General features: G+C 35.9%; 13 protein-coding genes. 2 read left to right on the top strand and 11 right to left on the bottom strand.

Annotation, left to right across the window (positions count from 1 at the left end; translation table 11 throughout):
- The 4 genes from rfbA to C502_RS0105020 form a co-directional block, all read right to left on the bottom strand.
- Positions 1-888: a glucose-1-phosphate thymidylyltransferase RfbA gene (gene rfbA, locus C502_RS0105035; protein WP_018677755.1), complete on the bottom strand. Its 888-nt coding sequence runs from the start codon at positions 886-888 to the stop codon at positions 1-3.
- Positions 885-1793 (bottom strand): dTDP-4-dehydrorhamnose reductase, encoded by a 909-nt coding sequence (gene rfbD, locus C502_RS0105030; protein ID WP_018677754.1) that lies wholly within the window; start codon positions 1791-1793, stop codon positions 885-887. Before rfbD ends, rfbA begins: the two co-directional genes overlap by 4 nt.
- A gap of 20 nt (positions 1794-1813) precedes the next feature.
- Positions 1814-2890, bottom strand: a complete 1077-nt coding sequence (gene rfbB / locus C502_RS0105025; RefSeq protein WP_018677753.1) for a dTDP-glucose 4,6-dehydratase — start codon at positions 2888-2890, stop codon at positions 1814-1816.
- Between the two features lie 72 nt (positions 2891-2962).
- Positions 2963-3880 carry a hypothetical protein gene (locus C502_RS0105020; protein WP_018677752.1) on the bottom strand — a complete coding sequence of 306 codons (918 nt, stop codon included), beginning with the start codon at positions 3878-3880 and terminating at the stop codon, positions 2963-2965.
- 84 nt (positions 3881-3964) lie between these two features.
- Here C502_RS0105020 and C502_RS0105015 point away from each other — a divergent pair, with 84 nt between their 5' ends.
- Together C502_RS0105015 and C502_RS0105010 are read left to right on the top strand one after the other, a co-directional pair.
- Positions 3965-4855: a glycosyltransferase family 2 protein gene (locus C502_RS0105015; RefSeq protein ID WP_023274557.1), complete on the top strand. Its 891-nt coding sequence runs from the start codon at positions 3965-3967 to the stop codon at positions 4853-4855.
- A 40-nt stretch (positions 4856-4895) separates the two neighbouring features.
- Complete coding sequence (locus C502_RS0105010) at positions 4896-5585, top strand: glycosyltransferase (RefSeq protein ID WP_018677750.1); 690 nt, start codon at positions 4896-4898, stop codon at positions 5583-5585.
- On the opposite strand, the gene C502_RS0105005 is transcribed toward C502_RS0105010, so the two are convergent.
- From C502_RS0105005 to C502_RS0104975, 7 genes are all read right to left on the bottom strand, one after another.
- The gene (locus tag C502_RS0105005; protein WP_018677749.1) at positions 5582-7213 is read right to left on the bottom strand and encodes a glycosyltransferase family 2 protein; all 1632 of its coding nucleotides are present in this window, start codon (positions 7211-7213) and stop codon (positions 5582-5584) included. The genes C502_RS0105010 and C502_RS0105005 overlap by 4 nt on opposite strands.
- 4 nt (positions 7214-7217) lie before the next feature.
- Positions 7218-7973: a hypothetical protein gene (locus C502_RS0105000; protein ID WP_018677748.1), complete on the bottom strand. Its 756-nt coding sequence runs from the start codon at positions 7971-7973 to the stop codon at positions 7218-7220.
- A gap of 174 nt (positions 7974-8147) precedes the next feature.
- Complete coding sequence (locus C502_RS0104995) at positions 8148-9308, bottom strand: nucleotide sugar dehydrogenase (protein ID WP_018677747.1); 1161 nt, start codon at positions 9306-9308, stop codon at positions 8148-8150.
- A gap of 144 nt (positions 9309-9452) precedes the next feature.
- The gene (locus tag C502_RS0104990) at positions 9453-10379 is read right to left on the bottom strand and encodes a branched-chain amino acid transaminase (RefSeq protein WP_018677746.1); all 927 of its coding nucleotides are present in this window, start codon (positions 10377-10379) and stop codon (positions 9453-9455) included.
- 26 nt (positions 10380-10405) lie between these two features.
- A complete protein-coding gene (gene glnE, locus C502_RS0104985; protein ID WP_018677745.1) occupies positions 10406-13153 on the bottom strand; it encodes a bifunctional [glutamate--ammonia ligase]-adenylyl-L-tyrosine phosphorylase/[glutamate--ammonia-ligase] adenylyltransferase in 2748 nt (915 codons plus the stop codon).
- A gap of 65 nt (positions 13154-13218) precedes the next feature.
- Positions 13219-14490, bottom strand: coding sequence for a sensor histidine kinase (locus C502_RS0104980; protein WP_018677744.1), 1272 nt, complete (start codon positions 14488-14490; stop codon positions 13219-13221).
- Between the two features lie 717 nt (positions 14491-15207).
- Positions 15208-15831, bottom strand: a complete 624-nt coding sequence (locus tag C502_RS0104975; protein ID WP_023274556.1) for a hypothetical protein — start codon at positions 15829-15831, stop codon at positions 15208-15210.
- Positions 15832-15835 lie beyond the last annotated feature (4 nt).

Genomic DNA, 15835 nt, shown 5'->3' with positions numbered 1-15835 from the left:
TCACTGTTCTTGATGTAATTTTAACAGGTATTGCCCATAACCTGTTTTCTTAAAAAATTCAGCACGTTCTAATAATTGGTCCTTATTAATCCAACCATTATGAAATGAGATTTCCTCTAAACATGCAACTTTTAATCCTTGACGATGTTCAATAGTCTGCACAAATTGACTAGCTTCAAGTAAAGAATCATGCGTTCCTGTATCTAACCAAGCAAAACCACGCCCAAGCACTTCAACATTTAATTGCTGCTGTTTTAGATAAATATTATTTACATCCGTAATTTCTAATTCACCACGCTCTGAAGGTTTAACTGCCTTTGCTATATCAACGACACTATTATCGTAAAAGTATAAACCTGTAACAGCATAATTAGATTTTGGATTTTTAGGCTTTTCCTCAATACTCAGAGCACATCCATCACGATCAAAATCAACAACACCAAAACGCTCAGGATCATTTACATAGTAACCGAACACTGTGGCACCTGATTCTTGCGCTGAAGCTCGTTTAAGCTGTTGCCCAAAACTCTGCCCATAAAAGATGTTATCCCCTAAAATGAGACAGACATTATCAGTACCAATAAAATCTTCACCCAGAATGAAAGCTTGCGCCAGTCCATCAGGAGATGGTTGAGCTTTATAAGATAGCTTTAAACCTAATTCTTTGCCTGTACCTAGTAATTTTTCAAAGTTCGGCAAATCTTCAGGTGTCGAAATAATAAGGATCTCATTAATCCCTGCTAGCATGAGCACTGACAATGGATAATAAATCATGGGCTTATCATAGATTGGCAACAGTTGTTTAGATGTGCCCATCGTTATCGGATAAAGTCGTGTACCAGAACCACCTGCAAGGATAATTCCCTTACGTTTTACTGTTTGTGTCATTGAATGATCTCTTTAATTACTTGTGCTACACCTTGTTGCCACATTGGCAAATGTAGCTGAAAATTTTGCTGTAATTTTAGGGTATTTAAGCGTGAATTTAATGGACGTTTTGCTGGTGTTGGGTATGCAGCCGTTGCAATTGCATGAACGTGCTGAAGCTGTAATTCCAATCCACATGCTTTCGCTTGTTCAAAAATATAATTAGCATAATCGAACCAAGAAGTCTCACCTGCCGCTGCTAAATGATAATGACCATGCAATATTTTTTGCTGTTCCGTACTCTGCAAACGATAATAGCGAATAGCTTGTGCCGTTATATCAGCAATCAATGCTGCACTTGTTGGTGCACCAATTTGGTCGGCAATAATACTCAATTCATCTTTACTTTTTGCTAACTTCAACATGGTTTTAATGAAATTATTACCTTGTGCTGCGTAAACCCAACTGGTTCTAAAGTTAATAAAGTTGACATTGCTATGTTCTAGTGCAATTTCTCCCTTACGTTTGCTTTGACCATAAACATTTTGTGGTGCAGTTGCATCATCTTCTCGCCAAGGTATATGACCTTCACCATTAAACACATAGTCTGTTGAATAATGGATGAGTAAAGCTTGTCGCTGTTTGCATTGTTCAGCCAAAGATTGAACTGCAAGATGATTGACCAAATCTGCTTGCTCAGGCTCGCTTTCCGCTTTATCTACCGCAGTATAGGCTGTCGCATTAATAACAATATCTGGCTTAATAGAAGATAGTGTTTGCTCCATTGTGGCAAAATTAGCAATATCACAACATAGTCCAACTTCATTTACATAACGGTCTAATGCAATAACTTCACCAAGTGGTTGTAATGCTCGTTGCAGCTCCCAACCGACTTGACCATTTTTACCCAACAATAAAATTTTCATCAAATTTATCCGCTATTTTTTTAAGCTTGTTCAGGTTGGTATTGTTGCTTCACCCAGTTTTGGTATTCGCCACTTTGCACATGTTTTACCCATTCTTGATTTGCTAAATACCATTCAACCGTTTTACGTAAGCCTGTCACAAATGTTTCTTGTGGTACCCAACCCAAATCTTTTTTAATTTTATTTGCATCAATCGCATAACGTAAGTCATGCCCTGGACGATCTGTTACATAAGTAATCAAATCTTGATAATAGGTAACACCTTCGGGCTTATTTGGTACCAGTTCTTCAAGCAATTGACAAATGGCATGTACCACATCAATATTTTTTTGTTCGTTGTGCCCACCAATATTATAGGTCTCTCCAACTGCTGCCTTAGTTACTACCTGATATAGTGCACGTGCATGATCTTCAACATATAGCCAGTCACGAATTTGTGCACCATTTCCATATACAGGCAAAGCCTTTCCTGCTAATGCATTTAAAATGACCAATGGAATTAATTTTTCAGGAAAATGGTATGGACCATAATTATTCGAGCAATTCGTTATTATTACTGGTAATCCATAAGTACGATACCATGCGCGAACCAAATGGTCTGAACTTGCTTTTGAAGCAGAATATGGTGAGCTTGGTGAATAAGATGTTTGCTCTGTAAATAAATCAGTTGTTCCTTCTAAGTCACCATAGACCTCATCAGTCGAAATATGATGAAAACGGAATGCTACTTTCTTTATATCATCGAGTGAATTCCAATAATGTCGGGTCGCTTCTAAAAGATGATATGTTCCTAAAATATTTGTTTCAATAAAGGCTGCCGAACCTGTGATCGAACGATCTACATGTGATTCCGCAGCAAGATGCATCACTACATCAGGCTGAAATTCTGCAAAAAGTTGATCTAAAGAAGCACGGTCACAAATATCAGTTTGAGAAAACTGATAACGTTCATTATTTGAGATTGATATTAAAGACTCAAGATTACCTGCATAGGTAAGCTTATCTACATTTAATATATAATGCTCTGTATTTTCAATAACATGACGAATTACTGCTGATCCAATAAAACCAGCCCCACCTGTAATTAATATATTCATCAAAAAACCCTAATATTAAACAATTACCTTCAACCTAAAACCATAATTCAAAATTTTCTTAATACCTAAAAATTATGACTTTATATTTTCCTTAACAATATTATCAATTCGATATACATTTAAAGTTTTAACCAATGAACGTAATAATTTCCCAACATATGGAACATATATCTTTGGCTGAAAAACATTAGAAAGAATATTTACAATCCTCTCTATTTCCTCAACACCTCTTTCATTATTACTTTCCCAAAGGTCAAATATTTTTCTAGATTCCCCATAGTAGAATTTTCTTTCAATACGATTCAAAGTATTATATCCATTAAAGTTCCTATCATAAATATATGACAGGGATTTATATTGATGATTAATGAATAAAAAAGTAGTAATCATACGTTCAAAAACAAATGGATAGAAACAAGCATCTACTTTGTATTCTGTTCTATTGAAATAAATATTTTTTTGGCAACTAGGCATTAATTCAATAGTATGGTCTAATTTTTTTAAAAATTTTATAAATTCATCTAAAAAACTTTTTTTTGCAACCCAATAATTACAATAGACAACTTGATTCAAACTATTTCTATGTAAGTCACTCGCCCTAAAACCAATTCTAGCCTGACAAAATAAATAGTTAACTATTGAAATAATTTCTGGATGATTAACTTCAGCTTGTTCCCATACATTCATAAAATTGTATACATGCATAGGATATGGATTGAATAAATAAATATCCTGCTGATCATTCTCACGAATAAATGCTGTAATATCTGATGCTGTCAATCCCGTTTTATAATTAAATTTTGGGGATAACAATGCAAAATAATCATTAACATCTGCATCAACCACGACATCATCATAAAAACGTATCAAATGAGCAACTTCTCGCTTCAAGAACTCAGGAGTAGCTCTACAGTCATATGTTAAAAAACCAGACTCTGGCAAGGCTGACGTTTCATCATCATATTGAAGTTGATACAAATTTACTGCCATTTATAGACTCTGTACTGACTCATTCACAAAAAAATGTTAGGCTTAATAATACTATATTTCTATTGTTAGCTGTGCTTCTATTTTATGAAAATATCTATTTTAATGGTAAATTATAATACTGAACAATTTATTGCAAATTTTTTACAAGACCTATCAATTCAGACCTTAACTATTGATAATTATGAAATTATTATTACCAATAATGTGCAAAACAACATTTTAAAGGACATATTAGACGACCTCAATTTATCACAAAAATTAAACATAGTGATTATTCAGTCCGAACAAAATATTGGCTTTGGTCGAGCAATGAATCTTGCTTCTGAACACGCTCAAGGGCAACACATTTTAATTGCAAATCCTGATTTGCGTATGATGCAAACGGATTATTTGGAAAAGTTATTAGCACAAGCTCAAATCCATACCTATGGAATTATAACTACACAATTAATTAATGATTTAAATGAAGATAAATCAGAATTTTACACTTTTGAATTTCATGAAACTTTTGGTTGGAACAACCAAACAAACTGGTTTAGTGGTGCTTTACTATTGATTTCAAAAGCAGTTTATCAAGAAGTTGCTGGATTTGATCCCGATTTTTTTATGTATTGCGAAGATGAAGATCTGTGTTTACGCATCAAAAAACGAGGATACCCTTTAATCAAATTAAATGAACTTAAAATTTATCATAAGGGAGGAGCTAGTGAACCTTATCAAAATTATGACTTTTTTTTCCGCTGGTATAAATCTCAGCTACTTTTTGCTTATAAACATTTTGATGAGACCCAATTTCAAAAACTCATTAAACGGTTATTATTAAAATCTAAAATTAAAGTTATATTCTATAAACTTATCTTTATATTATTTCCTACTGCATGCCATCGTTTCCAGTATGCTAAATGGTCAGCAATGCATGATATTGTTAAGAAAACACTAAATGAATCTGTAGACTGGTTATTTTTTCGAATATAATTGGTAATATTTACGTCATTCTCCACCAAAGGATCACATTGTGAAAGCATGTAACTTAACACTTTGCTTAACTATTGGTCGGCGCCCAGAATTGTTACGCCAAACATTACAGAGCTTACTAGATAAAGTCGAATTCGCAGATATTATTGCAATTAATGATTTTAGAGATGAAGAAACAAATCAAGTTTTCAGAGAGCTTTGCCCACAAGGAACACTTATTAATCTCAATGAACAAGTAGGTCATCATAAAGCTGTAGATATAATGTATTCTCAAGTGAAAACCCAATATATATTTCATTGTGAGGATGATTGGTTTTTTGATCAACCTTTATATATTGATCAGTACATTCAGCTTTTAGAAAATGATGAAAAAGCCACTGCTCTCTGTTTAAGAAAATTAAATGACTTTCCTCACTCTCTCGAAGAAAAAGAGAAAATTCAGTTTCAAGAAACACAACCTATTGCAACAGCAATCTTAACGAATTTACATGAACAATGGTATGGTTATACCTTTAATCCACATATTACCTCCTTACAATTATGGAAAGATATAGGAGGATTCTCACAATTTAAAAAGGAACGACATGTGTCACGTTATTTGCGCAAAAAAAATATGCATAATTTATTTTTAAAAGAAAATATTTGTCAACATATTGGTGGAGAAGACAGTATTGCCAATCCACCAAAGACCACATTCTGGGCAAAATTTAAAGGAAAAATTTTTGGTTAAACCGAATCATTTGTATCCGTTATCTTACAGCTATACCATAAAATTAAGTATTTATTAAAGGTATACCACATTAAAACAATTGAAGAAATATACCCATAGGCACTATAAAGAAATGCACCACGTATTAAATATTCACGTATAAAAGAGAACCAGATGCGGAACAAGATTCCCAACAAACTGATTTTCTTTCCACATTTATATTTTTCAATAGCCCAGTCTTCACTATAACGAATCCTCTTCACAAGATAATGATATAAACTTTCGCTTGTAAAGTGTAATTGCAAACCTTTTAATTTGATAATTTTGGCGGAAAATGTATTAACAGACTCATGCACTTCTAAATCCGAATAACTAAAAGTTTTGCGAGCATACATTCGATTCTCCCAGTCCCGATACCACCCTCTTAAATGTGTAGGAATCCCAGAAAAATAGTTTATTCTTGCAAAACTAAACACTTTATCTGTTTGAACAGGTTGTTCCAATATTTCTACAATACTTCTACGCAAGTTCTGATCTAAACGCTCATCCGCATCTAAGACAAGAACATAATCTCCAGTCGCATAAGTCTGAGCTAATTGTCTTTGCTTACCGAAACCCTGCCAATCCAAGTTGACATACCATTTTGCACCATATTCTTCAGCAATTTGTTGTGTTTGATCTGTACTTCCAGAGTCTAAAATTATAATTTCATCAACAATATCTTTAACTGTCTCTAAACATGCAGACAAATGTTTAGATTCATTTTTACAAATCATAACCAAAGATAATGTTGATTTCTTGTTATATTTATCAATAGGTACTAAATTTTTATATAAATTAATTGATTCTTGAAATGCCTGTTCCGCTTGGTTGTTTTCTAAATCGTATAAAATGGCATATTTATTAAATGTGTATTGCGTAAACAACAATGAATAAATAAAACCATATCGACCTTTTAAAAACCGACCATCAATCAGGTATTGTTTAATAAACGCCCACTTTGCATGTAATATAACAGAAAATATTGAAACATTTTTGCCACGTTGATGTCGATCAACAGCCCATGCTTTTGCATACTGTAAACGTTTATCTAGCCAAAACTGAGGTGTATCTGCCGTATGGTGTAACATTGTTCCTTTCAAGGTTTGTGTTACTGCACCATTCAGTTCAACTGACTCATGTACTAAGTTATCATTATATTGGAACGTCTTTGGGTATAAACGCCAATGTGCTTTTAATGCCCAATATGAATTATCAATTTCATGACCAAAGATACAATCGATTCGTTTAATACCATAAACTGTATTGGCAGGTGGATGTGCAATCACCTCAAGAATGCTTTGCTTCAACTGAGGAGTGATTTCTTCATCTGCATCTAGTGCTAAAATCCAGTCACCTGTTGCATAGCTCTGTGCCAATTGTCTTTGCTTGCCAAAACCTTGCCAATTTGTATTTACAAACCATTGACCACCAGCAGACTCAACCAATTGCTGCCCCTGATCAGTACTACCAGAGTCAAGAACAATAAGCTCATCAATCCAGCCTTTTAACGCAGGTAATGATATTGCTAAATTTTTTGCCTCATTTTTTACCATCATCACGACGCTTAAGCGGAATGGTCGAGGTTGTTGATTTAATACAGACGACATAAAATTACTGCCAAGCCTCTTTAATCCAATCTGAAGGCAATACATAACGATACCATTTACCACCGCCACCATTTACAGCATCAGGTGGATTAATTTCCCCATGGAAAATAATAATTTTTGCACCTTTCGGTTTTACAGGTGGCTTAAAATATGCCAATGGAATTTTCTGTAAACAATGGTATTTATAGCTTTTACACCAATCTTCATTCCAATAACTTAAAGTACCATGTGAATCGACAAACCATGACAAATAGGCTTGCTCATTACGGAATTTTTGACGAATCTCATCAAAATGCTCACGGAAATACGGCAGAATTTCAGGAAAACTACCTAATTTAAACCGATAAACAGAACTGTTGCCCGTGATACGCCAAGGTCGCTTCCAATCATGAATAATTAAAAACTCGCCTTTCTCTTGAAAAAAGCAGTCAATGTTATCCACAATCACAACATCAAGGTCTAAGAATAAAGCATTACCTTTTAAACCATATAAATCTGGTTCAAAAGTGGAAAGTTTGTTCCAACCACGTTCTGGACTACCTGCAGGCAAATCTAAAGGTGGTATCGGAAAGCACTGGACATTTGGATCAATGCCCTCGCTACGATCCGTCAAACAAACCATTTTGAAAGGTAAGGTCAGATGACGTTTGACCATGTTATACAGACGATTAACATATTCTGGACCGTACTTCGTTCCCCATTTCATGCACAAAATAATATTGTCTTCATGAGTTGCTGAATCTTGTTGAATGTCTGCCATCTGATAACCTTAATGCCTTAGATATTATTTTTCGCGTTGCGATTTTCGTACCAAGTGTTTTAAAACAATATGCACTGAATATCGGGGTATCTTAGCATAGGCGTTATCAAAAAAATTATTATTAATTCACCAAACAAGGATGATTGTTTATAGTTTTGTTTAACAATTACAGCTCTAATTTATCCCAAATAAATCTCGTGTATATATTTTTTCCATGACATCACTGAACATCGGCACCATACGATTGACGATAATTAAATCTGATTTAGATTTGAATTTTTGCAAACTAGACTCAACTGGGTGACCCAAGTACTCTTTTACGTCTAAAGTTGGTTCATAAATAATAATTTGAATACCCTGATCAGCTAATCCTTGTAAAACATCATGCACGGCTGACTCTCTAAAATTATCAGAATCTGCCTTCATCGTGAGGCGATATACGCCCACCATCGATACTTTACGACTCAGAATATCTTCAATAATGGCATGTTTGCGAGTCTGGTTAGAACGAATAATTGCCGAGATCAACTCTTGTGGTGTGTCATGATAGTTAGCTAAAAGCTGCTTGGTATCTTTCGGCAAACAATAACCGCCATAACCAAAGGATGGATTGTTATAGTGATCACCAATACGCTGGTCTAAAGCAACGCCTGTAACGATGTCTAAAGCACTTAATTTATTTTTTAGACAATAGGTATCCAACTCATTAAAAAAAGCAACGCGCATCGCCAAATAAGTATTTGAAAACAGCTTAATTGCTTCTGCTTCCGTTGAGTCAACACATAACAGTACCGCATCTTTTTTTATGGTTGCTTTCAAATAAAGCTTGGCAATTTTCTCAGCTCGCTTTGACTTTTCCCCCACAATAATTCGTGACGGGTATAAATTATCTTGTAAAGCTTGCCCCTCTCTTAGAAATTCAGGAGAAAAAATAAGATTCTTTAAGGCAAGTTTTTTAGAAAGTTCCTTGGTATAGCCGACTGGAACTGTAGATTTGATCAGTATCAACGCTTTAGGATTTATTTTTTGAATATCATGAATAACAGTTTCAATACTCGATGTATCGAAGTAATTTGTTTCAGGGTTATAGTTGGTGGGGGTTGCGATAATGACCAATTTGGCATGTTGATAAGCTAGCTCTTGATCACAAGTTGCTTCAAGATTAGATTCAGATAAATAGCTTTGAATACAGGTATCGCTAATCGGTGATACGCGCTGATTTATGTTCTTTACGCGTGTTTTATCAATATCGAAGACCATCACATCATGTTGTTTTGAAAATAATAAAGCATTGGATAAGCCGACATAACCTGCACCTACGACAGTAATTTTCATTGCTTCTCTATTGTTTTAATTGCACTTAAAGTTCACCGTAATCAAGTTAAATGAAAGATTGATGATGATTTAGTTGCAATCTATTGACAGTTCAGCAATAAAAAAAGCGAAGCCTGAGCTTCGCTTAATTGATCTGGTTTGATCTTATTTTACGTAAGTCAACCAATGTGCATATTTATCGTTACGACCTTGTACTGCATCAAAGAAGGTTTTTTGAATAACAGTGGTAATCGGGCCACGTGAACCACAACCGATTTCACGGTCATCATATTCACGAATTGGCGTCACTTCCGCAGCCGTACCGGTAAAGAATGCTTCATCTGCAATGTAGAATTCATCACGCGTGATACGACGCTCAATCACTTCATAACCAAGATCTTTGGCAATGGTAATTACGGTTTGACGAGTAATCCCTTCTAATGCACCGCCTGCTAAATCAGGTGTATGCAAAACGCCATCTTTGATTAAGAATACGTTTTCGCCTGCACCTTGACAAACAAAGCCTTGAGGGTCAAGCAACATTGCTTCGTCATAACCTGAACGCGCAACTTCTTGGTGTGCCAAAATCGATACGGTATAGTTACCACATGCTTTTGCTTTACACATCGTCACGTTTGGATGATGGTGAGTAAATGATGAAGTTTTAACACGAATACCATGTGCCATCGCTTCTTCACCAAGATATGCACCCCACGACCAAGCCGCTACAGCAGCATGGATGGTATTATCTGTTGCAGCAATTCCTAGTTTCTCAGAGCCAATCCAAATGAGAGGACGTAAATAAGCTGAAACCAATTTATTTTCACGCACGACATCAATTTGTGCCTGCTCTAAAGTCGCTTGATCAAATGGTACATTCATTTGATAAATTTTTGCTGAATTTAATAAGCGTTTAGTGTGGTCTTGCAAACGGAAGATTGCTGTACCATTTGGGGTTTCATAAGCACGGACGCCTTCAAAAACACCCATACTGTAATGTAATGTGTGTGTTAAGACGTGAATTTTTGCATCACGCCAATCAACTAATTTTCCATCTTGCCAAATAAAACCATCACGATCAGCCAAATTCATGGCACATACTCCAAATTTTTACACAATCATTCACTTTCCAATGCTATTGCAGTTGGATCAATTAACCTTTGCCATAACTTGCAAACGATCTCTCGGGTATCGTGCCAATCCGCAGCATTGACTTGCATAGATTGATTTGCAAGCGCTAAACGGTGGCTCTCAGCTCGTTCACGGAGATAAGCATGGATGAGTGCTGTGGCATCTTCACTGGATAAGCAGCCTGCTCGAGCAGCATCTTCAAGAATTCTTACGTTATCAGAATAATGGGCGAGATCTTGATTTCTCCCACCCCATGCAAGCACTGCATACTGTGCCATAAATTCGATGTCAACGATACCACCTGCATCCTGTTTTAAATGAAAAATGCCATGTTTTTTTTGCTCAGAAGACGATCCCAAATGGTCTTTCATTTTTTGACGCATTTTCAGCACTTCATCACGTACAACATTTTCATCACGGGTTTGGGTCAAAATTTGGCAACGGATTTTTTCAAAATGCTGACATAATTCTGCCTCACCTGCAATTGAACGAGCACGAACTAAGGCTTGATGTTCCCATAACCACGCACTTTTTTGTTGGTATTGTTCATAGGCTTTTAAGCTAGTGACTAACATGCCTGCTTCACCCGATGGACGTAATCGAGTGTCAATTTCATAAACACGCCCATCCAAAGTTTGTGTCGTCATCAAAGACATAAACTTTTGTGCCACACGAATTGCAAATTCAGCCCCACTAATATTCTTACGACCATCAGTTTCACTATGTTCTTCAAAAGCATGGATAAAAACCAGATCTAGGTCTGAACCATAACCTAATTCGATTCCTCCAAGCTTGCCATATCCAATCACGGCAAAGCCTTTGTTGTCTAAACTACAGCGCTGACCATTATTCCCCAAAGGATAGCCATGTCGCTCAGCAACCGCTTCATAAGCTAAATTAAGAGTCGCTTGAACACTGACCTCAGCAATATCTGTCAGTGCATCAGATACTTTCATTAATGGACTTTCAGCTAAGACATCGCTTGCAGCAACGGTTAAAACATTACTCTTCTTAAATAGACGCAAAACTCGCATTTGATCTTCAACTTGATCAATTTCGATGCGTAATAATTGTTGACGTAGCGAATCTTCTAGATCTTTACGCTGCGGTAAACCAAAATCCATAGAAAGAAATTCATCTAATAGAACGGGGTATTGCGCTAACTCTTCACAAATCCACGGACTGACCGTCGCCATTTTGACCAATCGTTGTAAAGCACCACGACTTTCCATGAGCATGACCAAATATACGGTACGACGAAGTACAGATTCAACCAAAGGCATCAAACGCAACAAAGCAACTTGTGGTTGATCAGACTGCAAGATCGCTTCAATCAAATGTGGCCAGAATTTCTTTAAACGCTCTAAAGCACTGGCTGGTATTTTGCGTAAGGCTTGCCCATGCCAAAAATTTTGAATTAGATTCTTTGCACCATCATCCAATACGGTATTCAGTTTTTGCTCAAGCTCCACAAAATCATCAATCGGTGCTGAGAATTCTTTTTCTTGAATGAGTTGCTTGAATTGAACTTTAACTTTTTCACGCTTTTGATTAAGTCGCTCTAAGAATGATGACCAATCGCTAAAGCCCAGCGTATCCAACATCCGTTGTCTTAATTCAGCTTCGATTGGGAGAGATTGCGTTTGCTGGTCATTCAATGCTTGTATCGCATGCTCGACACGCCTTAAAAATAAGTAAGCATCTTCAAGATCAATCACAGCTTGTTGATCAAGTAATTCAGCATTTCCTAAGTGATGCAGACTCACCAAACATTGACGATCTTGTAATTCACGTTTTGAACCACCGTAAATCAACTGAAAAACTTGAACAATAAACTCAATTTCACGGATACCACCTGCACCGAGTTTAATATCATCTTCAATATTACGGCGCATGACTTCGCGCTCAATCATCGCTTTCATTTCACGCATCGCAGCGAAGGCAGAATAATCAACATAACGACGGAATACGAAAGGACGTGACATATCCAATAAATCTGCGCCTGCTTGATCACCTGTAATCACACGTGCTTTGATCCAAGCATAACGTTCCCATTCACGGCCGTGCTGACTTAAATATTTTTCTAAACCACTGTGGCTAATCGCTAAGGCTGAACCATCTCCCCACGGACGTAGACGCATATCCACACGAAATACAAAACCATCCGCAGTAATATGGTCAAGCAGATAAATCAGCTTCTGCCCCCATAGAATGCAGAACTGCTGTACATCAATACATTTACGACCATTGGTTTCACCTTGCTCATCAAAGGCAAAAATTAGATCAATATCACTGGAAAGATTGAGTTCCTGCGCCCCCAGTTTCCCCATACCAATCACGATTAAATCTTGAAACTGACCTGAATAACCCATCGGTTCGCCATGTTTGGCTAACAGCGGTGGTAATGCAAAAGCCTTTGCAGCGCAAATACTCGCATCGGCGAAGTCAGAGAGTTCACGCGTTAATGTCACCACATTGGTGAGTTGATTGGCATCTTGCCAAATCCAACGAAACATCAACTTGGCACGTAAAGCTCGTAAAGCTTTCATCCAAGCCTGTTCATCTGTTAAGTTGGCAAGCACATCCTGAACTTTTTGATGAATATTTTCTGTAGAAAGAGATTGAAGAAATTGATCTTCACCATAATCTTGTTCTAATTGTATTTGATATAAATTTAAGACTTGTTCAGCATATTGACTTGCAATTAAGGTTTTTTGTAGCTGTTCCGCATTCATAAAAAGGCTCGACTGATGTCATCTAGATTAGTTATATCAGTTACAAGCTTATCTTTAAAATTTCTTTAGACTAATTTCGCTTTACTTTTATGCTGTTCGGTACATAAATCAGCATGCTCACGCTCAATCGGCAGAAGTACGGTAAAAACAGTCCCCTCACCCTCATGTGAGGTCACATTAATCTCACCAAGATTCATCTCCACAAACCGCTTACACAAAGTCAGACCTAAACCCGCACCTTTTTCCCCTGCCGTACCTTTCAAGCTCATGGTAATACGCGGGTGAAACAGATTTTCAATCTGTTCTGGTGTCATACCTAAACCTGTATCTTTAATGTAAATCTCAACATAAGTCCCTTTATGCTGTGCTTGAATATAGACTTTTCCAAAACCATCAACATCGGTAAATTTCAGTGCATTCGAGACTAAATTTTGAATTACCGAAGTAATCATATTGATATCAGCATAAACTTTTAAGTTTTCATCCACCTCATTAACCAGTTGGATATTTTTCTTGATTGCCAATGTTTTTAGAATATCAGTAACAATATTAGTGATCTGTCGTAACTTAAAATTAATTGGATGGTAGACAAAGCGCCCACCCTCTGCCATCGCCCAATTCAACAGACTTTCCAATAAGTTATAAGTCGATTGTGAAGTATCGTAAAGATAATCTGCAATATTCTGAATACTAGACTCATCTAACGTATCACGCTCTTTTGCCAATATCTCAGAGAAGCCCAATAAACCATGAAACGGTGCACGTAAATCATGAGAAATAATCGAAAAGAATTTAGTCTTGCTAAAATTAAGTGCTGCTTCTTGCTCGTATAATTCTTTTAATTCATCATGATTAAGCTTCAACTCAAGTTGTTGCATAAAATTGCGACAGTGGGCTTGAAGCAATTGTTTTTGCAGTTCAGTAAAACTTTGTGCAACTTCATCAAATAAAACAATATAGCCAAGTGATGTTTGGTCAGGATGTCGTAGATGCACTGCAATTGCAGTGTGTATTTTTCGACTGAAAGGGCTTAAAAAAGCCAACAAGGTTTGATATTGTGGATGTTCACAATCAATTAAGTCGCCATTTACAAATAGCGTATTTAAGCTTTTAGCAATCTTTGAAACATCAACGGCTTGTAGTTTTTCAGGGCAAAAATGCCAAATATAAGGTTCTTGGTGAAATGCAAGCAAAGCAGTACCCGTTTGCATCAATTTATGATTGAACTGTAAAAATTGTTTAAGCAAATTCTGCTCAGAGTTTAAGCCTAAAGAAAGTGAAATCTTACAAGCACTTAGTTTATCGGCTTGCTGTAATTCTAATAATTGAATCGCCATGCCCGCCTCTCGAATATTATCGTTATACGGTTGTTTACGTTTTATTAAGAAAAAAGATCAAAACCATCACCTAGTATTAACAAACTTTAACATAAAAGGCAATTCTTGATTCAATCAATTCGCAACAAAACGTGAAATTTCATTAAATTTAAACTTAAGTAAATTCTGTAGAGAATCTAATTTTTGGAAATTTGCTGAACTTTCAAATCATCATATATCTCAATCAATACGTCCAAACTCAGAAATAATCTTCCTGAAATGAAAGTGACTAAGACTTCAACAATAAGTGCCACCACTGTTCTGATTAAGCATATCTAGTGGATTATTTAAACCTTTCTATTACAACGTCTCAACACCAAGCTAAACATTAGAACTGCAACTTTAGATGAAATTGAAGGATTGCTGAATGTGTTGGAAAAGCTACTGCTATTACCTACGTTAAAAATGGTAGTTTGATTATAGAGTAGATTTGTGAAGTAAAGGGAGTAAGACCAAAGATGAAGCTATAGCAAAAGAGGTTTTTGAGTTTAAAAAATCATTGAGTAAGCCCAATACACTCTTACTTTTTATGAGCCATTAAAAAACCCCAAGCCTTTAATACCAGCTTGGGGTCTTTGAATCTTGGTCCCGAGGGTCGGACTCGGCAATATCAATAAATAACTGATATTTATAAACTATATCTATACCAATAAAGTTATATCCTTAACCATATCCTTATTACTTTTTATGAAAAATGTAGTCCATCAGCACTTTATCTACTCTCATTTTAAAAGCATTAAATTCCTCAAAAAACTTTACAATCTGTTGATTTAAATCACTATTATATTTATTTAAATCATCATTATCAGCAACCCACTTGCTTAAAACTTCCTGATTCATCTCTATTAATTCTTTTATGAAGCTCAATTGCTGTTCAAGGATTTCATCATTTTTATATGTAACTATTATATTGAGCTTTCCTCCAAACTCTTCAAGCTCTCGATTGACTATAGGAAACTTCTGCATTGTCTCCTTATTAACGGCAATAACTGGGAATCTCTCAGAGAGTTCTCGATGTAACTGATTAATTTTTTTGTTTAAATCAATTAGATCTGAGTAAAGATTTTCACTTAATTTAGATAATGCCTCGCTTCCTTTTTGCTCTCTCCAAGTATTGAATGTATAAAGCAAAGCGATGGTTGCAAATAATGTAGCAGACCATCCCAATAAGTTTGATGCGGTTGATTTGTCATCAACAAAAATTTGTATTAGGGCATATAAAGCAATGGATACCGCAACCAAAGCTAGATAAATAATTATTAAAGTAGTGTGAAAATCAAAGGATTTATTCATTCTTTGCATTATT

This window comes from Acinetobacter tjernbergiae DSM 14971 = CIP 107465, from assembly GCF_000374425.1.
Lineage (GTDB): Bacteria > Pseudomonadota > Gammaproteobacteria > Pseudomonadales > Moraxellaceae > Acinetobacter > Acinetobacter tjernbergiae.
The sequence above is the reverse complement of the archived record's forward strand: the minus strand, read 5'-3'. Positions and strand labels throughout refer to the sequence as shown.